The sequence below is a fragment of the Cohnella cellulosilytica genome (genome assembly GCF_042431195.1).
In the GTDB taxonomy this organism is placed as follows: Bacteria; Bacillota; Bacilli; order Paenibacillales; family Paenibacillaceae; genus Cohnella; species Cohnella cellulosilytica.
Map to the genome: position 1 here is coordinate 15,577 of NZ_JBHMDN010000013.1, position 22,298 is coordinate 37,874.

The window sequence follows — 22,298 nt, forward strand, 5'->3', positions numbered from 1 at the left end:
TGTTGCGAGCTCGTTTAGACGTTATCGCTTCCCGCGGCCGCTTCGTCGACCGCTTTGCGCAAGTCGGCGACCGGATACCGCGAGCCTTCCGGCAGCTTCTTGAACGCCCACCAGCGAATGCGCAGCGAAGTGCCCGTGGCGGAGCCGGCCAGCTTCATGCCGATCCGGAAGCTGCCCTTGTCCGGGTAGATCAGCGTACCGAAGCTGATATTCGGCAGCTCCGCTTCGTACTCCGTATCTTTAAATACGTCCGTCTCGCCGAAATAGACCTTCGAACCGCCCGATCCGACCGGTGCCTGCGAATCCGGAACCTCCTCGAGTCCGACGACGACCGTCACCTGGCCCTCTCCCAGACCGTGCACGATTTCATCGGTCACATAATTTCGCTTGCCGCGCGAGAAGAAGCGCGGTCCTTGCTTGGCCTGCGGGTCAAGAGGCACTTCCACGTATCCCGTCGCCATCTCGTCCTGAATCGTCTGAGGCTTGGGGATACCCAGCGTAAACTCGAAGGCGTTGCGCTCGGGATGGTACACGACGTCCAGCTCCGGCTTGCTGCCGTACTCGAGATCGTAAGCCCGGGCCTCCGCGTAGAAACGATGCAAGGCCGAAGCTTTTCCGCTGCGGGACAGCCGCCGGGCCAGAGACGCATTGGGAATATATTCGCCGAACGGTACCCGCTCCACCTGCTCGATCATGTAAGTCGGCCCAAGCTGCAGCAGCCCGATTTTCGCCAGACAGACGTCGCGATCGGCATAGCCTTCCACCGCCTGATCCAGGGAGCGCTCGTACCAGACTTTCGTAATCCGTTCCTCGACCGGCTCGGAGATGATATCGATCGAATGGCGGACGGTATGGTCGATCGGCACGCGATTGTCTCCGAGCAGCAGCTCGACGGAGCCCGCGTTCAGCGTCAGCTTGCCGGTCGTTCCCGGGAGATCCTGCACCTTCACGCTGTAGCTCAACCGGTATTCCGTATCCTGCTTGTCTCCGGGCTCGATGAATTTGACGAGGTTGCCGTCCTTGCCCAGGGGATCGAAGCCTTCCGCCGTATACGCCAAGGAGAGGGAGACGCGCGGCGCCTGCAGCGTTTTTTCCACGACGAGGGTAACGTCGAGGACTTCGCCCGGATTGGCGAATTTCGGCATTCTCTGGGTCACGCGAACGTCCTGATCCTGATAGATCGTCACGATGTCCTCGAGCAGACCGTCATGCTCGAACGATTGCGGCGCCGGCGCTTCTTCCTTCACGTACAAGCGATAGCTTTCCAGAAACCGGTTGTACTCGCTGGTTTCCTCTCCGCGCACTGAGGAATTGCCGACCGAATGCACGGGCTCGCGTCCTTTTTCGTCGTAGGCGACGTACAGATAGACGTTTTTCTTGTACTCGTTGTTCGTAAACCCGTCGATCATCGACAGCTTTAACGTCACCGGGGCCGAGATCACGATCTCGCGGCCGAGATAATCGAGCGCGACACCCATCTCCACCGTAATCGTCTTGTCGTCCACCGCCACCACCTGCATGCCGGCGAGGACGCCGCTGCCGAACAGAAGCCGGTTAAGCAATCTCCTCTTGTCGTTGAAATACTTTTGCTCCGATTCGAAATCCCGCACGGTCAGCAGCTTTCCGTAAAAATACCGGTTTCTCTCAAATGGAAACATTCTCGCCTTTTTCACCGAAACCCCTCCTTAATTGGTGCGACCAAACGAGTGGCGTTCCGCGTCCGCGGTTTGTCGTCACATCGGTGCGATCAAACAAGCGGCGCTCCGCCTCCTCGGTTTATCGACTCATCGGTGCGATCCACCGGACGGCATGGCAGCCGCGGCTCGTGTCGCATCGGTGCAGCATCATTCCAACTCCGAATCCATTCCAAGCCTCGTATGCGCGTCCATTCGGCCGTCCATGTCCTGATCCACGATCAGCGTATCGTTCGGCATGCTTCTGTCCGGTCCGAGCGTGAACAGGGACGGCTCGGCCAATACCGTATTGACGCCCAGATAGGTATGCAAGTCGAGGTACGTCCAAGGCTCCAGCCACACCAGCCGCACCTCCGTAAAGGCCGGTTTATGCTCCTCGATAAGGCTGCGCAGCAGCACGCGCTCCTTTTCCGAAGGGGCCTGGCCCTGATCCAGCAGCACCGTGAACGTATGCGGATTGTCTCCGTTGAGTCCGTCCATCAGCTTTCGCAGCTCGGCGTTGTCTCTCATCGCCTTGTACTGGAACGGCTCGACGATGATCGGCGGCCGCCCGGTAAACGTCTCGACGAGCTTCGCGATGCCGCGCCTCGTCCCTCTGTAACGGTAGAGCTCCGGCGCCGCGCGGATCAACCCGCGGATTTTGTCGTCCCGCCAGTGCTCGTCGCTGTCGAGGCCAAGCCACGACCCGAGCCAGCGAAGCTGCGCGCCCTGCGCCTGCTCGCTGTCGAAATAGGCGGCCATGCCGTCGATCTTCTCCTCCACGCTGTCGAACAGCGTGCCGAACAGCGACAGGTACCGCTCCAGGAAGTCTCGGCTACCCTCCTCTTCCTGGTATACAGCAGGCAAATAGCTCAGCAGCGTTTCCCGCGGAAAATAAACGCGAAGCCTGCCCAGCAGCGGCGTCTGGCGGTCGCTGCCGATCCACTCTATTTTCAGCCACAGGTATCGGCCTTGGGCTCCGAAGAACAAAGCGTCCGCCGGATTAACGATCGGCGCGGACCAATACGGCGCCATGCCCATCAGCTTCTCCCGGAACGAATGCTCCTCCTCCGCGATCCAGTCGTCCACCTTCCATACGGTGCCTTGGATCAGCAGAAACTCGGAATCCGAGCTGTAGTAGGACACGCGGATTTGCGTGCCGTCGGGAATGTCCGCGTCCAGCGCGAACTTATGCCATACCGTCTCCGCTTCGGCGCTGTCGAACGCCTTGGACAGCCACACCCCTTCGGGAATCGAGCTGCCTTCCCACCCCATCGTCTGGGGCTGCAGCTCAAGCACCGTTACCGTGCTCTCCTCCCCGTTCCAGACGTACATCCGGTCGCGTCCGTCGACGACGATGGAGCCGGCTTTGCCGCGGAAGCCGGAGATCCGGTCCTGATGCTCTCCGTTGCTGCTGAACCGCACGATGAAGCGGTCATCCTCTCCGTCCTCCCCGATCTCCCGCGAATCCCCGACGTAGATCATCTTGCGGGAATCGACGCCCAGTCCGGCAAAATATTGCGGCGGCATCAGAATGCGGTCGAGCCGCCGCTCTCCCGCGGACCTCTGGAGAATGTAGAGCGCGCAGGTCAGCGTTTCGAGCACGAAGGCGTCTCCTTGCGGCGTGACGGAAATAAACTGCGTTCCGCGCCAGCGGTCCGTCTCTTCCGGCAGCTTGGCCGTAAACTTCTCGTTCGTGTAGACGTCCGCGACCGCTCCGGACATCGTCAGCCGCACCAGCGCGAGCTGCCGAAAGCCAAGCTCGTCGGCCGCGACCGGATCGTCGACGGCCTGCCGCGTCGTCAGCACGTATAAGCCGTATTCGTCCGAAGCGATGGCGAGCGGATGGAACGGAATGCCGTCCAGCTCGTTCCCCGACCTGCGAAAACGCAACTGGCCGTTAGCCATGTCGAACGCCGAGATCGACGGCTCTCCGGCCGCGTCGGCGACGAACAGCGTATCGCCGGTAATCGCCAAGTTAGCCGAGGCCGTAAACAGATGATGCCCCGGAACGAACAGGCGCTCATGATGCCCGCTGCCCCGGTCGTACGTCCACAAGTCCCCTTCGGCGTTCAGGAATACCAGACGGCCTTGCGGGTGAACGGCGAAGGCGGTCACGTCGCCGACGCCTTCGAGCTGCGCCAGATGCACCGTCTCGAGCACCCCGTATTTTTCCCCGCGGCGGATGGAAACCCGTTCGTCCAGCTCCAGGTTGCGTCCGATTCCGCGGCGGGCCCAATGCTCCGGCCGATTCAGCGAGAAATACGTCGTCCCGCCCTGCATGTTCGTCCCTCCCTCGTCTTCCCGATGCTTACAGCTGTGCGCTGCTGATCAATTCGACGCGATGCGCTCCCGAATATACGATCGCGGTTTCCGGCAGCTCCAGATCGCCTCCCGCGCTTTTCCTGACGGCCGTGCCTTCCGCGTCGAGCCACAGATCCTGAACGTAAGCGACGCCCTTGACCTGGCTGATCGCGCCGTAAATGTCGCCCTTGTGCACCGTTCTGCCGAAGGGCCAGCCTTGGATGCCGCCCGGCTTGTCGAGAGGAGCCAGCAGCCGGTTAAGCGCCGCGACGATCCGGTGACCTTCCTCCATAAAATGCGGTTCCACAACAACGACCGCATGCACCGTCACCTTCACGTAATCCGGCGCCACGACGTGAACCTCCGTCGTAATGAGCCTTCTATCGTCCAGGTGCTTCGCCACCGTCGCCAGAAATCCGGCACTTGGGACCGGGGTCTCGCTGAGCCCCTTCGGCACGACAACGACGGTGACCGCTCCGTCGGCCGGCCGCTCCCGACCCGGCGCATAGTTCGGAATGACGTGCACCCGCGATACCTTTAATCCCGGCGTGTCCATCGCAATCCGGACGTAATCCTCGTCGGTCACGGCGCAGTAGGGAACCTGCCACTGCGTCCGGGCGCGCTCCACGCACTCCTCCAGCGTCTCGGCCTCCGCTCCGCCGAAGCCGTAGTCGAGATTGTCCGCGGTCAGCAGCAGCACGTCCTGCTCCTCCATCACCCACCGGTTCAGCAGCCCCGGTTTGATGTTGCCGCGTTCCCCGCCGCCGAACTCGCATACCGTAACGCACAGATTCGGCTCCGCCGCCAGCGCCGGAATCGCTCCGCGCTCGTCGTTGCCGAACGTCAGCTCGCCGGTGGCCGGATCGAACCTGTAATGCCGGTCGAGCGGACCGGAACGGTCGAAGTCGCTCACCGGCTCCCAGTCCTCCCAGACGAGACGGCCGTCCTTGCCCTCCGGCACGCCGACCTGGAGGCGCAGTCCGTCCCGGCGCTTTACGGGCAGATCGTACAGCCGCAGCTTCTGATGCGGCAAGCCGTTGCTGCGTCCGATCCAGCGCAGCTCGGCGAAATCCTCCGAGCAATGAATTCGCCGGACATTGCCGGCGCCCTCGCCGGGAATCGCGCCGCGCACGCCGTCCCCGAACCTAACTCGCGAAGCGCCTCCGCTCCCGGATTCGCGTTCGACGACGTATACCTCGCTCCCGGCGTCGGCCAAAGCGAAGTCCGGGACCTCGCGCCATTCTCTCCAGCGGCCGTCGCTCTGCCGCACCTGGACTCTCAGCTTGCCGCAGCGCGCCAGCAGACTGTCCGCTTCGAGCTCCTGATCGGCAAGCCCGGTGCCGTCGAACGTCATCTGCTCGCTTTTCGTATCCCGCTGACGCAGCCGGGCCGTATTCAGCAGCACCTGATCGATTCGCGGCGGCAGCTCGTAGCCGGCTTCCTCCAGAATGCAGCAAATCCAGTAACGCGGCCGATCCGCCGCCGGGTGGACGATCACCGGACGCATCGGCGAAACGACGCGAAAGGCAATCCGCCCGCTGCTCGTCAAATGCAGCGTGCCGTCCTCCACCAGCTCCAGCGGCAGCCAGGAGTTGCCGTTCTCCTCGTCCCAGCCGTAAGCTTTCCAGGAGACGCGCGCGGACGGAATAATTCCGCCCGCCTTCGTCTCCTCGCCGTCCGCCAGCTTGACGTACAGCGACAGCGATTCCCCCGCCTCGACTTCGCGGTCGAACGCGATGTACAGCCGGCTGTCGGCCTCGGCTTCGCGGCCGAACGCGTAGAAGGCCACGTTGCCCCGCTCGTTGGAAGCGGACCGGTCGCTCGTCTCCTTCTCCGTGCGCGTGACGATGCGTTCGATCTCCAGCGGCAGCAGCTTCACGGCTTCCGTCGTCTCGAACACCTGATCCTCCGCCTGCAGCTTCGTTCCTGCCGGGAGCGTCACCGGCTCGCGGACGTTGCCGAACGTGACGTCGGCTTCCGCCTGCGCGGCTTCGCGCGGGAAGATGCCGAGCAATTCCAGAAACTTGCGGACGTTGCGCTCGGGCACGCGGCTTAAATAATACTGCTGCATCTCGCTGAGCCAGGCGAACAGCTCCACGAAAGTGATGCCGGGATCGTGCGCGTTCTCGTCCGTCCATTCCGGCAAGCGCCGCGGAATGCCGCGACGCGACTCCTGCACGATGTTCTCGAACGTGCGGTCGTCGAGCGGAATTCTGGGAAGCATCGGGATTCCCTCCTTTCGGCTAATAGTTGAACCGGGCTTATGGGCCGTTCGTCGTTCCGTTTATCCGGCTTATTTCACCGTCATAATGAGCCGGTGCCCGTGTCCGCGGCTGATGATGCCGTGCGGTACGCGGCGGAAGTCGTCCGGCAGCATCTCCGTCGACTTGCCGTTCTCCGTGCGCATGACGCCAAGGTAGAGCTGCTCCACTCTTTGCACGCCTTTGATCGCCTGCAGCAGGCCGTAGAAAACCGAAGCGTGAATCGGTTCGCCGATTTCCCAGCCCCGGCCGTCCGCCTGCCCGGAGAGCGGATCGAGAAACCGGTTCAGCGCCTCCAGGCAAGCCGTCTCGACCGGAACGAGAATGTCCGGCGAGTCGGCGACGATGGTGGCGAACACCGAAATTTCGATGAAGGCCGGGGCGATGACGTTCAGCCTGCCGTCCTGCGCCACCAGGTTGGGCGCCCGCCGGCGCAGCTCCGTCTCCAGCTTGCGCTTCGTCTCGGCGAAATGCTCTCTTCCCGCCTCTCCCCCGAAGGGCAGGGCGACAACGACGAGCGAGCCCGGGCTGCTCTCCAGCCGCACGTTGCGGTTGGGAAGGCATTTCACCTTCACGATGCCCGGCTCGATCTCCCTGACGAGCCATTCGGCGTCGGAAGCGGAGATCGCCCGTCCCCGATGCTTGAGCTGCTGCGGTCCTCTGCGCAGCGCTCCCTCCAGCGGCTCGGCGTCCCCTCCGCCCGTTGCCGGCAGCGGGTTGGACACGCCCTGCACGAAGGCGATCGACTGCATCAGTCCCGTCACCCGCCCGGGGCCGACGTTGCCTCGCGCTCCGTCCGTCACCCGGTAGGCGACGCGGATTTTGTCCCCGCCTCTTAGCGGAGGCTGCATGCCCCGCGTTCCGTCGCCGAACCCGAGCACGCCGGTCGCGGGCTGCATCGTGTAATGCCGGTCGTTCGCGGCGGAGCCGTTCAGCGAACGGACCTCTTCCCAGCGCACCCACAGCTTCTGGATGTTGCCTTCGCTGTCGCGAAACGCCTCGTACCGCTCCGGGTCCGCTTCCGTCAGCCGCTCAAGCTCGTGCTCGCCGATCGTGCCGGTCTCGTCGACCCATACTTCCTGGCCGACGACCGGCGTCTGCGACAGTACGAACCCTCCCCTGCCGGGTTCGGGAAATTCCCCTTCGATCGTGCGCAGCTGCACCGCCTTCACGGAGTTGCGGTGGATCGCTTTAACGCTCGGCAGATCGGCGCCGTCCCGGCCGTATTTGCCGTCGCGGTTAACCGCTCTCAGCCACGCTCTCGTCCTGCCGAACAGAGAGGCCGGAGCAAGCGCCGCGGGCCCGACGAACTGGAGCAGGCCCGATTGCGTAAAGCTCTGCGTGTCGTCGACCGTTTTCAGCGCTTCCCACGTCCATTCTCCGCCTTTGCGAACGTACGCCTCCCATTCGATCCACGGAGGCTGATCCTCCGCCTCCGGCCTGCTGCCCATCGCGAACTGCATGCGGATCGGCCCCCGGACGGGCGGAACGTCGAAGCCGAAGTACACGGCAGGCGCCGGGCACGGAACGGGCAGGAACGGTTTAAACGCGTCGCCCCCCTGCCGCACCGTAGCCGTCACATCCGTCAACACGGCGTTATTGAGCGTAAAAGCCCATTCCGGACGCAGCTCGGCCGTAGACGGGTACGCGTAAGAGAATGCTACATTTTCCAGCCTCGGACTCATATATTCGACGATCGGAGCGGTCGGCGTATCGGTCGCGCCCACCCGCGCGCGAATCCACAGATCCTCCCGTCCGTTGACGAGCGTGGCGTCCATATCCTCCGGACACGGAAACTCCAGCTCGTACTCCCGCGGCTCCTCGTGCGGCAGGCTTGCGAACATTTCCTCGTAAGGACCGCTTCCCGGCAATCTCATCCAGTTGTCGCCGTTCCAATACTCCCACAGCACTTTGCGGATGTAGAGGCGCGGCGGCGGATTCGTCTCGAAATCCGCCGTTCTCATAATCATCTTCCAGCGAATTTCCGGGTCCGGACCGACGCGCAGCTCGTTGGGCACGTTGCGCGCCCGGAACGTCATCCGCAGCTTGCTGCCCCTCTTGCTGAACGCCTCCGAACAGGAGACGTAAAACACCGAATACGGAATCGAATGCTCCCCGAACGGATAAAATCCCGCTTTGTCCAGCTCCACGTCGTTAAAATACAGCTCGCCGGCCGGAATCGCGTCCGGGTCCTCCCGCAGATCGTGCGCAGCCCTCAGCGTCAGCCGGTCCATCTCCGGCAAAGCCCGCAAAATCGCCGGCCCGTCGGAGCCGTCGGCCAGCGGCCGGACGCGGCAGCGAATCCAGCGCCCCGCCATTCCGCCAACCTCCGTCTCGCTCACGGGACCCTTCTCTTTTTTGCGCAGCGTAACTTCCCGGCCTTCAAGGGTCGCCGAGTCGAACGGAATCCATTCCTCGCCGCTCGAATAGCTCCATTCCAGCCAGTCCGTCCGGGCGAACAGGGACGCCAGCTCCTCCTCGACGTATCTACGCTCGGCGTTATGCCACTTGAGCGTCACCAGAGCCGGATGATCGAGCCGCAGCAGGTCGTCGTGCCGCACGTAGAAGACGTGGTCCTGCAGATTGTCCCCGGCGGTCGAAAACAGCGCAAACTCCTCGGCCGTCCCCGTGTCCGTCCGGTCGCTGTAATCGTCCCCCGCCAGCACGATGCGGTCCCGTCCGGGATGAACGTTGTACAGCTCCATCAGCTTGGCGGGACTGACCAGCAGCGCGCCTTCCGTCTCGAAAGGCAGCTCTTCCCCGCCGTCCTCGGCAGGCGCCGTCAGCAGAGTGCCGCCCGGCACGTACACCGATTCCCGGACCCCCTCGTTCAGCGAAAACACGACGTTCGCGCGCGCGGGCCGGGCCGGCTGGAGCTGCACCTGCAGCAGGTCCAGAAAAGCGATGAAGTTGTTCAGCGGAACCCGGTTCAGCCGCTTGATGTTCTCCCCGAGCATCTCCGCGGCCAGATAGAACAGCGCGGCGCCCGCGTCGGGATCTTCCGGCGAGAAGCGCCATTCCGGCGTATAATGCGGAGCCATCGCCTTCATCCGCTCGACGAGGGCGTTCAGATCCCTTCCGTCGATCGCGGGGGCGCGGGCTTGCCCGTACTGCCACAGCTCTGATTTCATCCGATTCGTCGCTCCCGTTTATTTCGTGCCTTCTTCGAGATAGAAGGGATATACCTGGTTAAAAAGATTGTTCGTGGAACGAACGACGTACGAGATGCCGATCGACAGCTTCCCGGAATGGGACGGGTCGAGCCCGGCCGTCACTTCGACGTCCGTCACCCGCGGCTCCCATACCGTAATCGCCTGCGTGATGTCGGTCTCCAGCAGCCGCAGCGTCGTCTCGTCGGTCGTGCCGAACGCAAAGTCGCGAAGTCCGCAGCCGAAGTCGGGGCGCATGACGCGCTCTCCTCTGGAGGTCATCAGAATGATGCGGATCGCCTCCGCGATATCGTCTTCCCCTTCGGACAGCAGGAATCGGCCCGTCGTGGCGTCCACGGCAATCGGAAACTTCCAGCCTCTCCCGAGAAAAGATGCGCTCATCGCTTGTCCCCCTTCGCCTTGCTTCGAATCAGTTGATTTTCACCATCGCGCCTTTGATTGTGACGATCCCGTCCGACATCAGGTCGAGCTTTCCTCCCGCCTTCACCTTCATCGCGGCGGTCGCCTCCAGGTTGATCTGTGTGCTCTTGACCGTAATCTCCTTGGTCGACTCGACCTTGACGTCTCCCTTGTTGTCGATCGTAATTTTGTTCGAGCCGCTTTTGACCGTAATCGTGCCCGCGGAGCTGCCTTCGAGGATGACGGTCTGGGCCGCGTTCTTCGTCGCCAGCGTCACCTTGTCGGCGCCCTCGTCGATCTCCAGCTTCAGCCCCTGCTTCGTCTTGAGCGTAACTTTCCCTTTCGATTCCGTATCGTCGAAAATGAGCTCGTGCCCGTCTCGCGAATGGATTTTCCGCAAATTGTTCTTCTCGTCCTTGGTCGGCGGCTTGTTCGACGTATTCCACAGCGATCCGATAACGAAGGGCTGGTTCAGGTTGCCGAGATGGAACGCGACCAGCACCTCGTCTCCGACCTCGGGGACGAACAGCGTGCCTTTGCCGCTCCCCGACATCAGCGAAGCGATCGGCGCCCAATCGGTCTCGTGCGAATTTTCTCGCAGCGGAAACTTCAGCTTGACGCGGTTTAAGCCGTCCGGGTCCTGATTGTTCGTCACGGTCGCGACCATGACTCCGTGAACGAAGTTGGCGCTTCCGCCGCTTTCCGCCTCGGAGCGGCCGGGGAAAATATCGTTCATGGAAACCATCAGAATGCATTCCCTTCCGTTCTGAATTGGGTCACGTATCCCCGGTTGTTGATGACGTGGGTGACGGAGACGAGCAGCAGCGTCTGGCTAAACTTGGTCCCCAGCCCTTCCAGCTTAATGTTGCGCCCGGCACGCATTTCCGGAATGCCGATGCTTTCCCCTTCGCCGCCTACCAGATGCATCGCTCTTTCGTTCAGCATCGCATTGGCCAGCGTCTGCGCCTCCGCCTGGGCGGTGGCGTCGCTGTAGACGATTTCGACGGACTGGCTCGACAGCGCGGACATGATGTCCTTGCCCGTCCTCCCGTTGGTGCCGTATTTGTTCACCGATTGGGAGGTCGCCTGGAACGGCTGGCGCGTCTTCGGATCGGAGCCCCGCACGATGAACTGGCCGACCTGATCGGAGATGTCCACGTTGGCGGAATAGCTTCTCAGGTTTTTGCCGTACATCAGCGTAACGACGGGACTCCCGGAAGGCGAAGGCTTCTTGAAGTAAAGCTTCTGTTCGATCACGAAGAAATAGTGGTTGATCTCGGAGGCCAGCTTTTTCAGAAAATGAAAATCGCTCGTCTTGAACTGCTCGATCGTCGGCTTCGGAGTCATCGTGTCGTCCACGTCCAGCTGGAAGCTGTACTTGCCGCCGATCTCCTTGACGACGTCGCTGATCTTTTTGTTCAGCCATAGATTGGACTTGGCGCTGTGCATCATGAAGAAGGAGCGGTCCATCCCCTGAACGACGATGGAGGGCTGTCCCTCCGCCGGGTAATCTACCGATATCCCCGTAATGATGCCGTCGAACACCGTCTCCAGCTTGTCGGTGTAGCCCATCTCGATCGTAATCGTCTTGCCGACGTCGATGAGCGAGCCGATCCACTTGAACTGGCGTGCCACGGCATCATAAGCATTCTCGATGCGGAACTGGAAGCTGTCCGACTTGGCGGCGATCGACGTCTCCACCTTAAGCATGGATACGGCAATCTGTTTGAGCGTAAAGCTCTGACCGTCTACCTGAATATCGAACGCCGGAGCGAAAAAATTGCGATATTTCCGTTCCAGATCGGCCAACTCGTAGGTCTTGCTGTCGAATTTGATTTTCGCCACGACGCGCTCACTCCAGCCTCGGTATAATCAGCTTCCGTCCGTACGGCAATCTGCGCGGATTGTCGATGCCGTTCGCCTCCGCGATCGCCCGCCAATGGCTCGGGTCCTCGTACTCCTCGGCCGCCAGCATCCAGAGCTGCTCGTCCTGCTTCAGCATTTTCTGCTTCGTGCGGTCGGCGCTCTGCCGGGGGACGTTCTGGTACTGCTCGGTCATCGACTGCACGGCGCGGAACGTCACATTCAGCGTCGCGCGCACCGGCACGCCCGAGTCGAGAAACATCGTAAACCGCTGCTGCACCTTCTCCGCCACGCCCTTGAAATCGAGCGATCCCCACACGAACCGGCACTGCGGCGGCGCGTGCAGGTCGCGGTCGACGTTCAGGAGACCCGATATTTTCGCCGTATGCGTCCGAACGTCGACACCCTTCTCGTACGTATCGAAGAACAGATCCATCGTCAGCGTCGTCGCTTCCCCGCTCACAAACTGCGCAATCGGAGACTGCAGCCCCGGAATCGTCTGCCACGAGAACTGGTTACTCGACTGCAGCACATACTCGTTCGGGTTAAACAACACATCGACCGACTCCTGGCCGTTGCTTTTAATGATGATGATCTTCGCTTTGCTGAGCGCCATCTCGACCGGCTCCCTTCCTCGTCTTCGTCTTCGCCGCCGGCAGGGTCCGCGGCTTGGCCTGGGCCGGGCCTTTAAGCCCGCGGGGCGTGCTTATTCGCGGGATCTCGGCGCCGGCCCGGCCTTTAAGCCCTCGGGGCGTGCTTATCCGCGGGATCTCGACGCTGGCTCGGCCTTTAAGCTCGCTGGGCGTGCTTATTCGCGAAGCCTCGACACTGGCCCGGCCTTTAAGCTCGCCAGGCGTGCTTATTCGCGGGATTTCGGCCCGGGCCCAGCCTTTAAGCCCTCGGGGCGTGCTTATTCACGGAATCTCGGCGCTGGCTCGGCCTTTAAGCCCGCGGGGCACGCTTATTCGCGAGGTCTCGGCCTGAGCCGGGCCTTTAAGCCCGCCAGGCACGCTTATTCGCGGAATCTCGGCGCTGGCTCGGCCTTTAAGCTCGCTGGGCGTGCTTATTCGCGGGGCCTCGGCCCGGGCCCAGCCTCTAAGCCCTCGGGGCGTGCTTATTCACGGAATCTCGGCGCTGACTCGGCCTTTAAGCTCGCTGGGCGTGCTTATTCGCGAAGCCTCGGCCTGAGCTACGCCCTCAAGCCCGCCTGGCACGCTTATTCGCGGAGCCTCGCGAGGCCATCCTCCCACCTGACTTTGAGCTAAAAGCCGTGAAGCCTCTGCTCCATTTTCATCCGTTTCACCAGCGATTTGTACACTTGGTCGGCAAGCTGGTCCGGATGAAGCTGCGGCAGGGAGCTGATTGCCTTCTGCAGCGCTTCCTCGCTAATCTCCGGGGCCGGTTCGGGCGCGACGTTCCGTACTTGGCTCGACCCTTCCGCCGTGATCGTCGCGCTGCGGCGAAATTCTAAAGTTGTGTCCGGTTCGTGCGTTGGGCCAGGCGATTCTGCAGCGTTGCCCGGTTCGGACGCGTCGCGTCTCTCTCCGGTCGCCGACAGCGCGGCGTGAGCCAGCGACAAGCGTGGAACTTCAGCCCGACCGGTCAGTACGGCCGAATCTTGTTGGACTGGCTGTCGCGGATCTTGGGCAGAGCGCCGAATCGGATGCACTGCCAGCATTGCAGGCAATGCTGTCCGCCCCTCTCTGCCATCCGCAATTGCGGAGCCGAGAGAAAGCCGTCTTCCCGTAATCCGAACCGACGGCGACCGCTCCCGCTGCCGGTCGTCAACAGCCGTTCCGCTCGCATCATGCGGCTGAACGTTCCATGTCGCAACTCCGGCCGCGGCCTCCGTTCCTCGCGCCGCTGGCATTCCCGGATTGGCGAATCCATCCGGCCCGGATTCGGTCGGGACGTTGCGTCTAAGGAGCATGGACGTTCCTGTCCCTCTTGACGTCTCGCCTTGCGATATCGGAAACGAAGGTTTACTGGACGGCCGATGCTCGGCGAGTCTACCGTTTTTGTCAGTTGGAATCAGAAGATTGCGCTGGATCAAACTGCCGATTGATCCGATCGGGCCCGAACGATTTGCTGTCGACGTTCGTCCCCCCGCCTTCTGCGCCCCTTCGCCGCGAGTCAATAAAACGAGTTGGCCTGGATGATTCCGGCTCCGAGCTCCAATCGTTTCCGTATCGGCGGAACCCGGAATTCCTGAACCCGCCTGATCGCTCGCACGATTCGATATGCTCGTTCCGCGCACGCTTCCTTGAATCGGAGTCGCCCGGATACCGCCGTTTTGCACACCTTCTCCAGGTTGAGGGGGCTTTTCCGCTTCTCGAGCATTCGCAAGAGCCGTCGAAGCCGAAACCTTGCTCTCGGGTCCTTGGTCACTCTCTTCGACTTGACCGGACTTTCCCGGCCCTCGAGCATTCTTATGGACCATCGGGGCCGGACCTCCGCCTTCGAGTCCTTGGCCGCGTTCTCCCGCTCGACTGCCCTTTTCCGTCTCCCGAACGTTCGCGCGAATTGCCGGAGAAGGGAGTGCGCCATCGGAGCTTTGCTCCTTATCGGCAGCTCCGTCAACCGCTCCCGCACCTCGAACATTCGCATGAATGCCCGGCGATTGAACGCCGCCGGCGGAAACGCGCCCCGGTTCGCCTGTACGACTCGGGGACTGCGGCCCCTGATTTGTGCCTTGACCTGTGCCGCGTCCTGTACTCTTTGCGCCGCCGCTTTCCGAGCTCCGTTTGCCCGCTGCCCCGTCAGCGGAAGCAGCGTTCCGGCCGATAGAATCGACGCGGGTAGAGCTGCGGATCAATCGATGCGACAGCTTCAACGAGCCTGTCGCCAGACCCAGCTTGGCCTCCGCCTGCGGAAGTCTACGCCGTTCCCGAGCAGAGTCGCCAGAGGCCGAATCCGCGTTCAACCCAATCGTTCTCTTCGTCAAATCTGCATCTGCCGATTGCTTTCCCGGGACATTAGCCTTCAGACCGCTCGTTCTGGCCAAATCCGCACCAGTCGGTTGCTTTCCTGCAGCATTCGCGTTCAAACCAATCGTTCTCTTCGTCAAATCCGCACTTGTCGATTGCTTTCCCGCAACATTCGCATTCGAACCAATCGTTCCCGCCTGATCCGCGCTCGTCGATTGTTTTCCTGCGACATCGGCGCTTAAACCGGCCGTTCTTTTCGTCTGATTCGTATCCGTCGGCTGCGTTCCTGAACTCATTGTTCTCTCTGCCGAATCCTCGCCAGCCGGCTGCATTCCCAAGGCTCTCCTGCCCAAGCTGCCCTTCGCCGCAATCGGCAGGCCTTGCTGCCCTGACAAGCTCCGGTAAACGAGAGGCAGGGAAGAATTGACGCCCGGTTTGCGAAGCAGCCACGCTCGTCCGCTTGACGCCGACTGCGCCTCGACGAACCGGGATCCTTCGGCAGGGCGTGAATCTTCCAAACGCCCAAGCGAGCCTGACGGCTGCTCCTCCGCGTTCCCTCCCGACGAAGGTGCTGTCGCCCCGAACGAATCCGGCCTCGACGCATGGGAAAGCCGAAACGCGAGACGTCTCCAAGACCCTGCATACGCCTGCTCCTCATCCGCACCTGTGCCGCCGACAATGTCAGGCGGACTCTCCGCATTTGATAGAACGGGAGAAGAATCGGCCGCATGCGAAGCTTGCTCCTGTCGAGACTGACGCCCCGCACCTTTGTCGGACTGTCGCTTGCCTGCCTCTCGGGAGTCGTCAACTAAAGGCTCCTCTGCCCGCCGGCTAACGTCGAATCGTTCGTCGAATTCCCTGGTTTCCAATCGCGATTGTTCCGTCGAAGGTGCTGGCCGCGACGGCGTCACGCCGCCGGGGAGGCTCTCCTCCCGCCGTGTTTCAATAGCACGCGGCGGCGACAAACCCTGCTCCGCGTTCCCGCGCGTTTCCGCACTGCCGCTTGAGCGTTCCGGCTGCCGCGCCGCTTCTCCGGGCGACGCCGGATCAGCCAGATTCGAGCCTGCTTGCGGCTCCGACACGCCAATGGAACGGCTTCCGCCTTCGCGCAGCTTGGGATTCACAAACAGAAGCTGCGCATATGCGGGCTGCTTGCCCCTCGAACCGTCGCCCGAGTCGCTCCCCTGCCCGCCCATTGCCGACTTCTTCCGGCTGCCCGTCTCGTTAGCCGGTCGAGCGCCCAGCGGAATTTTGACCGCCGCTGCCTTGTCGCGCTCCTTGCGGAAAGCCGCGTTCGCCTTCGCGCCCAGAGGCCAAGCGGTTCGCTGCGTCAGCGACTCGGCAAAGGAAGTCCTCCCGCGGGAGGATGCCTTATGCCTTGAAGCTCTCGTGTCCTCGGTCCCTGAAGCCCTCGACTCTCCGTTCCCTGAAGCTCTCGACTCCCCATTCCTTGAAGCCCTCGAAGCTCCATCCCCTGAAGCCTCGTGCCGCGGATCTTCGCGCTTCGAAGTCCCATGCGCCGAAGCCTCGTCTCTCAAAACCTCGCGCTCTGGAATTTCACGCCGCGAAGCATCATGCCCGGAAGTCTCGTAAAGCTCATCCTCCGAGCCGTCTTCGGTTTCGCCGTTGGTCCCGCGAACACGAGATTTTTCACCCAGGGAAGCGGTCGTCTTGTTTTCGAGCGAAGCGGACGTCTTGCTCCCGGGCTTCTTGCGAGTTTTTCCGGCCGTCTTGGCGGGAGCGGGAGCGTCCCTCTCCCGGCTGGGACCGGCCGAGTCGGGCGACTCGTCCCGATGTCCCGTCAAATCCGCCGCCAGCGCCGCTTCCCTGATCCGCCGCTGCTCCACGACGACGCGCACCGCCTCGCGAACGACGATCGTGCGGCGCTCCACGATTTTCTCGCGCTCGACCACTTTTTCGCGCTCGACCAGCTTCTCCCGCTGGACCACCTTTTCCCGCTCGATCACGCGGTCCTTCCCTGCCGGGCCGGGCCGATCCCGAACGACGTCGCGGTACCGAATTTCCGGCTTATCCCGCGCGGGCGTCACCGGAGCGGCAGCCCCGGAACGCTCGGGAGGGCGAAACGGCGCCCGCTCCCGGCCTTTGCCCTTCTTCTCCTGCGATGAAACCCGAAACACAAGAGGCTGACCGCTTCGGACGCCGGGGCGGATCGGACCGTACTTGCCCGCGATCTCGCCGGCAAATCGCGCGTGCGCGGGCCCCGCACCTGCCAGCGCTGCCTTTGCAGTCGCCGTTCCCGCATTTCGCCGACCCGCGCCTGCAGACATCGCTCCCGCACGCCGACCCGCGCCCGCAGACATCGCTCCCGCATGCCGACCCGCACCTGCGGGCGACGTCCCCGCACTCCGACTTCCGCCGATCCTCATCCTGCCCCTCCTCTCTGCGCGTCTTCCGCCTCTATGCTCTGAATATCGCTTTGACTCCGTTATGTACCAGTTCGATCGTCTCGATCGCCACCTCGCTGGAGGAGGCGATCAGACTGGGGCCGCTCCATTTGACCGGATACGCGTCGAAAAAATTCCACCGGCAAAGCTCGGCCCCGTCCTGCTTGTATAAAATGATAGAGCCGCTTTTGCGGGATACCGTTCCTTGCGACGCCTGCGCGTACCAACTCCACAGCTCCTGCGAGGAGGTCAGTCCCCGCTTGAGCACAATCGTCGAATTCCGCACGCCTTTGGGCAGCCTGTGAACGTACCCGTTAACGCCGCCCTCCCGGATTTCCTCATATTCAATTTGCGATTCCAAGCCATGCGCTTCGGAGAAGCCGGCGACGAGCATTCCGTCGAGCTCGACGGCGAAGCGAAACGCTCCGTTCACCTTATGATGCGTTGCAGCCGCGGACACGTCCCGTCGTCACCTCTTTCCGAATACGTCGAACACGTTTTTCTTTTCCGGCTCGTCGTTAAGCTTGCGGTTGATTTTCGAGATTTCGTCGCACCATCTGCGCCGTTCCCGATGCTCCATGTTCATGATCTCATCGTGGGGCCAATGAAAATAATAGGCGATGAAGCCGACTTCCTCGTAGATTCTTTCGGGAGAATAAGCTACGAGAGGCCCTCCGTTACGGATAAAAAATCGACTTCCACCTCGTACTCGTGATCGCATTTCGGACATGTCGTATGCAGCTTCGGCGATTCCAAATCGTTGATCTGCCTGTACAGGTTTTGCAAATAGGCCAGATCGGCGGTAAACAGCTTCTCTATCGTTTTCGTATCGACGTGCTTCACGTCCCCCAGCCGGGTAATGACGCGGGCCAGCAAAATAATCGTCAGATAGCTCTGGTTCTGCTGGACGCGGGGGTCTCTCATCGGCAAAATTTCGTCGGCCGCCGTCGCCAGCCGCATCACGCCCCGCTTATGCAAGGTGCCGCTGTCGTCCACGTAGCCGCGCGGCAGCTCGAACTCGTATTCCGTCTGAAAAGCCATCGTCGCTCTCACTCCTTGCTTCATTCGTCCCATAAAAAAGCAAAACAAGAGAGAGGGCCTCCCTTGTCGGTAAACGCTATTCCGTTCGTTATTGCCGCAACGGGGTTCCCGACCGGACTGCCCGCCGACGCAGCATCCCGGTGCGAGGGATGCTGCGCGCTGCCGGACTCACTTGGGGCCACCCCGTTCCGCCCCCCGGCTTCGGTTCACGGCAGAGGAAGGCCCACTCTCTCTCATTCGAATCTATTAAGCCGTACGAGTCATGCCCTCATGAGCCAGCTCGAGCAGCTCGATCGCCACTTCCGCGCCCGATCCGTTAAAGGACGGAGCCGTGTAGCGAACCGGCCAAGCCTCGATCACTTGCCATGTCGCCACGTCGCCGCCTTCCTCGTCGATGGCGATAATCGTGACGGTCTTGCGCTCTACCGTGCCGTTGATGCACTCCTGAACCCACTCGTACAGCTCGAGCGATTCGGTAGCGCCCCACCGCAGCGTAATATTGCCGTACCGGGCAAGGCCCGGAAGCTTGCGGGGCGTAATGACCTCATTTCCCTCGCGGTATTGCACGACGTCGAAGGAGGCGTCGAACCCGGCGACTTCGCTGAATCCGGCCTGCTCCAATCCTTCGACCTCGACACGGAATCTAAAATTGCGGTACGGATCATTGCGTTCTCCTGGCATGGATATCCTCTATCCCCTTCCGTTCATATTGGGTGCTTCCTCAATTTCTCGACCCGGGCGTCGAAAACGCGCTTTTCAAGCTCGCGTCGTCCACGCCCGAAAACAATCTGCCCGAGCTAACGTCAACCGATTATTCGGAGCCGGTCTTCTGAGTGATGCGGAAGACGACGAATTCGGCCGGTTTCACCGGAGCGACGCCGATCACGCAGATCAGGCGGCCATTGTCGATATCGTCCTGCGTCATCGTGCTGCGGCCGATATCGATATAGAACGCTTCGGAAGCGCTGCTGCCCATCAATGCGCCGTCGCGCCAGATGCGCGTCAGGAACGCGTCGATCGTGCGCTGGACGCGGGCCCACAGCTGCTCGTTGTTCGGCTCGAAGACGACCCAGTTGGTGCCGCCCTTGATCGACTCCTCGAGGAAAATGAACAGACGACGAACGTTGACGTACTTCCACAGCGTATTGGAAGATGCCGTGCGAGCGCCCCATACGCGGATGCCTTGGCCCGTGAAAGAACGGATCAGGTTGACGCCGGCCGGGTTGAGAATGTCCTGCTCGCCTTTGTTGTACTGCACGTCCAGACCGACTACGCCGCGCAGCACTTCGTTGGCCGGAGCCTTCTGCACGCCGCGCGTCGTGTCGGAACGGGAATAGATGCCCGCGATCGTGCCGGATGGAGGAACGAACACATTCCTTTTATCCAGCGGATCGAACACCGACAGCCACGGATTGTACAAAGCGCAGTAGCTGGAATCGAACAGGTTGCGATGCGTCATCACATCCGCGACCTTCGTTTTCTCGCGCGGAATGTCGAGAATCGCAAAGCGGCTGCCCAGGTTTTCGCAATGCGCGACAAGGGACAGCTGCACGTTGGCATCGGTTACGCCCGGAATCGCCATAATGCTGACGACGTCATTGTCGATGAACGCCTGGATGCCCGTGCGGCGTCCCGGACCGCGGTCCTCGCCGATGAAGTCGGCCGCGGAGATGCCGTCGACCGAGCCGTCGCCGCCGCCGGACAGCACGAATTCGACCTTGCCGGACGTGCCCGCGCCGGATACCGTTTCGAACGGATGCGTAGCGTCCGTCGACAAGACCAGAGCCTGCACGTTAACCAGATTGGAACGTCCCGCAACCTTCTCGACGAACGTCGGAGCTTCCGGATTAAGGCTCACTTTCTCGAAGCTTTCCACTTCGTCGCTGTAGACGACGTGCAGCGTAAACTCGCAAGTCGACAGCACTTTCGCAGGAAGCAGAGCGTCGTCCACAACGTCGCCCGACAGCTCGTCGGCCAGCTCGATCACGTTGCCTTGCACGCTCACGACGCGATTGTACTGCGTCTCGCCGCCGGCGTTAAAAGCAACGACGTCGCCCGCGTAAAATCCGCTTGCGTTCTTGACGCGATAGCGCCGTTCCGTCACTTCGTAAATTTGCGTCTTCGCTTTGCTGGCGTCGGTCACGACGACCTTCACCAGGTTGCCCCAGGCTCCCGGATTTTTCGCCGTAATGCTCAGCTTCTCCGAGACGGAGCCTGTGTTCGCGGAAGCCTTCGCATCCGAAGGAGCGACGCGCATAACATAGCAGCGCGAGCCTCCGTTCGTGAAAAATTGATCCACCGCGTAAGCCAAATAACGATAGCTTCCGAATGCGCTTTCGGACAAGTAAGATCCGAAATTGCGCTGAAAATCGGCAGGGCTCGTAATCAGCAGCGGCAGTCCTTCGACCGCTCCTCGCTGCGCGAGTCCGATGAAACCGGCGGTGCTTGTGCTTACGCCTTCGAGCGGCTTGGAGCCGCTCTCGAATTCCTCTACGTATACCCCAGGCGATAAATACTCTGCCATGATCCCCGGTTTCTCCCCGCTACGTATGTATGATATTTCCTCTGGCTGCTCGTAAGGGGTAAACCAGTTCCTCCTCTCTCAAAATGAATTTATCTTATCGTCAACCGGAATCGTCTTGCCCATCGGCATTTCGTCCAATCAACGTCACGCCCTACATGAAACGCCGACGGTAAACGCAGGCGCGCGGCACTAGCATCGCCATTCCGACTTTACCGCAGCTCCGGCTCTTCGCGACGGCACATGCAAACACTCGCGAGATTCGTCCGCTCTCCAGACTTACCGCAGCCTCAGCTCTTCGCCGCGGCAAAAGCGGGCACGCGCGAGACTCGTCCGCCTTCCGCCTGCCACACCGTCTTCCAGCTTCGTTCTCCCGCCGCGATCTCCGCATGAATCCGGCAGACCGCGGGCAGCAGCCCCCGGAACGGCAAAATCGCCAAGCCCGCCTCGTCGCTCGTCGCGCGCACGGCCGGCAGCAGCCGCGCGCCTCTGCTCCATTCGCCGGTCAGCGACCGGTCGAGCATAATCGCGTTCTGCTGGTCGGCCCAATCGGCCATCCGGTTCCATTCCGGCTCCGAGCCGTCCCTGCCGATCAGCACGAACGCGTCTCCGGGCGCCAGCCGCCCGTGTCCGGGCGCGATTTTCAGCCGCAGCCCGTCGCCTCCGTTCCGCTCTTCCGCCAAACGGCCGCGGACCGCCATTTCGTCGTCTATGTACGCTTTGATCTCCGCGCCCGCCAGCGGGCGTCCGTCGGCATCGCGCAGCTCCACGATCGCTCCCGTGCCGGCTGCCGGGGGAACGTAGACCCGGTTCGGAAGCAGGCTCACCGTCAGGACCGGGGGAGCTCCGCCATTTGCCGGCAATGCGATCTCCTCGCTCACTTCCCGATAGACGGCCGATGCGATCATCAGCTTGCGGCGGCCGCCCGGGACGTCCAGAAAAACGTAGCTTCCGTCCGAGCTGCGAATCGGCCTGCGGCCGATTCCCTCCAACGACACTTGCAGCGAGGAAGGCGAGGGGGCCGTTCCGGTCCATATGTCGAAAGGCTTCACCGCCAGCGAGCAGCGGGTAACGAACGTTCTCTCGGCTCCGCCCACCGGCGTCAACCTCCCTTGTCGCGCAGCGTAATGCGGCGCTCCAGCACCCGGGAGCCCGGCTTGACGCGGTTCGATTCGAGCAGCACCGGGCCGATGCGGTACACGAGCGAGAGCTTGTACGGATTGTCCCCGAACTGCCAAAGCTGCGTTAATTGATCCGAGCTCAGGTTTTCCGGCGTAATCCGCAGCTCCTCCCCGTTTTCCAGCAGCGTCCCTTCCAGATAAGGACCGCGCAGCACGGAATTGTCGTACAGCACCTGCATCGCTTTTCCCAATATCCGATGCTCGTCCAAAATCCGCGTATGCAGATCCGCTGCGGAATGCGCCGTCAGCATGTACTGCAGATCGACCGCCAGCGGCGGATAGCGGAGCACGCCGCCCTGCGGCAGCATCTCGTTGCGCCTCGCTTCTCCGTTCTCCCGGATGCTGCACAGATAGAGCGACAGAGCCAGATCCCCTTTGTCGACGGGGGAGGCCATACCGATCAGATCGGGCCGGGGGACGGGATCCGGGGACAATTGTTCGCGCAGCAGCTTGAGCAGGCTTAAGCCGACGTCTGCGACAACGGTATATCCTCCGATTTTGGCCCCTCCTTCCCGTGAGATTTCTGAAAAATTTCTAAAAAATTCTACATTTC

General features: G+C 61.9%; 16 protein-coding genes. All 16 read right to left on the reverse strand.

Features of this window, described 5'->3' with window-relative positions:
* Positions 1–14: 14 nt before the first annotated feature.
* On the reverse strand, positions 15–1,673 hold the full coding sequence (locus ACFFT4_RS09880) for a hypothetical protein (protein WP_378047212.1): 1,659 nt from the start codon (positions 1,671–1,673) through the stop codon (positions 15–17).
* Positions 1,674–1,844: 171 nt separating this feature from the next.
* On the reverse strand, positions 1,845–3,956 hold the full coding sequence (locus ACFFT4_RS09885) for a phage tail protein (RefSeq protein ID WP_378047214.1): 2,112 nt from the start codon (positions 3,954–3,956) through the stop codon (positions 1,845–1,847).
* Positions 3,957–3,984: 28 nt separating this feature from the next.
* Positions 3,985–6,201, reverse strand: a complete 2,217-nt coding sequence (locus tag ACFFT4_RS09890; protein ID WP_378047216.1) for a putative baseplate assembly protein — start codon at positions 6,199–6,201, stop codon at positions 3,985–3,987.
* 69 nt (positions 6,202–6,270) lie between these two features.
* On the reverse strand, positions 6,271–9,369 hold the full coding sequence (locus tag ACFFT4_RS09895; RefSeq protein WP_378047218.1) for a baseplate J/gp47 family protein: 3,099 nt from the start codon (positions 9,367–9,369) through the stop codon (positions 6,271–6,273).
* Between the two features lie 18 nt (positions 9,370–9,387).
* A complete protein-coding gene (locus ACFFT4_RS09900) occupies positions 9,388–9,789 on the reverse strand; it encodes a gp25 family contractile injection system sheath assembly initiator (protein ID WP_378047219.1) in 402 nt (133 codons plus the stop codon).
* Between the two features lie 28 nt (positions 9,790–9,817).
* Positions 9,818–10,552, reverse strand: coding sequence for a phage baseplate assembly protein V (locus tag ACFFT4_RS09905; protein ID WP_378047220.1), 735 nt, complete (start codon positions 10,550–10,552; stop codon positions 9,818–9,820).
* Positions 10,552–11,652 carry a phage late control D family protein gene (locus tag ACFFT4_RS09910; protein ID WP_378047222.1) on the reverse strand — a complete coding sequence of 367 codons (1,101 nt, stop codon included), beginning with the start codon at positions 11,650–11,652 and terminating at the stop codon, positions 10,552–10,554. Before ACFFT4_RS09910 ends, ACFFT4_RS09905 begins: the two co-directional genes overlap by 1 nt.
* Positions 11,653–11,659: 7 nt before the next feature.
* A complete protein-coding gene (locus ACFFT4_RS09915) occupies positions 11,660–12,286 on the reverse strand; it encodes a CIS tube protein (RefSeq protein WP_378047224.1) in 627 nt (208 codons plus the stop codon).
* Between the two features lie 645 nt (positions 12,287–12,931).
* Positions 12,932–16,984 (reverse strand): hypothetical protein, encoded by a 4,053-nt coding sequence (locus ACFFT4_RS09920; protein WP_378047225.1) that lies wholly within the window; start codon positions 16,982–16,984, stop codon positions 12,932–12,934.
* Positions 16,985–17,015: 31 nt separating this feature from the next.
* Entirely contained in the window at positions 17,016–17,462 is a 447-nt protein-coding gene (locus tag ACFFT4_RS09925; RefSeq protein ID WP_378047226.1) for a phage tail protein, read from the reverse strand.
* A 9-nt stretch (positions 17,463–17,471) separates the two neighbouring features.
* Entirely contained in the window at positions 17,472–17,732 is a 261-nt protein-coding gene (locus ACFFT4_RS09930; RefSeq protein WP_378047228.1) for a DUF6760 family protein, read from the reverse strand.
* Positions 17,663–18,043, reverse strand: coding sequence for a phage tail assembly protein (locus ACFFT4_RS09935; protein WP_378047229.1), 381 nt, complete (start codon positions 18,041–18,043; stop codon positions 17,663–17,665). The genes ACFFT4_RS09930 and ACFFT4_RS09935 overlap by 70 nt, the downstream gene beginning before the upstream one ends.
* A 246-nt stretch (positions 18,044–18,289) precedes the next feature.
* On the reverse strand, positions 18,290–18,724 hold the full coding sequence (locus ACFFT4_RS09940) for a phage tail protein (RefSeq protein ID WP_378047230.1): 435 nt from the start codon (positions 18,722–18,724) through the stop codon (positions 18,290–18,292).
* 130 nt (positions 18,725–18,854) lie between these two features.
* The gene (locus ACFFT4_RS09945) at positions 18,855–20,567 is read right to left on the reverse strand and encodes a phage tail sheath family protein (RefSeq protein ID WP_378047231.1); all 1,713 of its coding nucleotides are present in this window, start codon (positions 20,565–20,567) and stop codon (positions 18,855–18,857) included.
* 287 nt (positions 20,568–20,854) lie between these two features.
* The gene (locus ACFFT4_RS09950) at positions 20,855–21,661 is read right to left on the reverse strand and encodes a hypothetical protein (RefSeq protein ID WP_378047232.1); all 807 of its coding nucleotides are present in this window, start codon (positions 21,659–21,661) and stop codon (positions 20,855–20,857) included.
* 5 nt (positions 21,662–21,666) lie between these two features.
* Positions 21,667–22,266, reverse strand: a complete 600-nt coding sequence (locus ACFFT4_RS09955; RefSeq protein WP_378047536.1) for a Pvc16 family protein — start codon at positions 22,264–22,266, stop codon at positions 21,667–21,669.
* Positions 22,267–22,298: the final 32 nt, after the last annotated feature.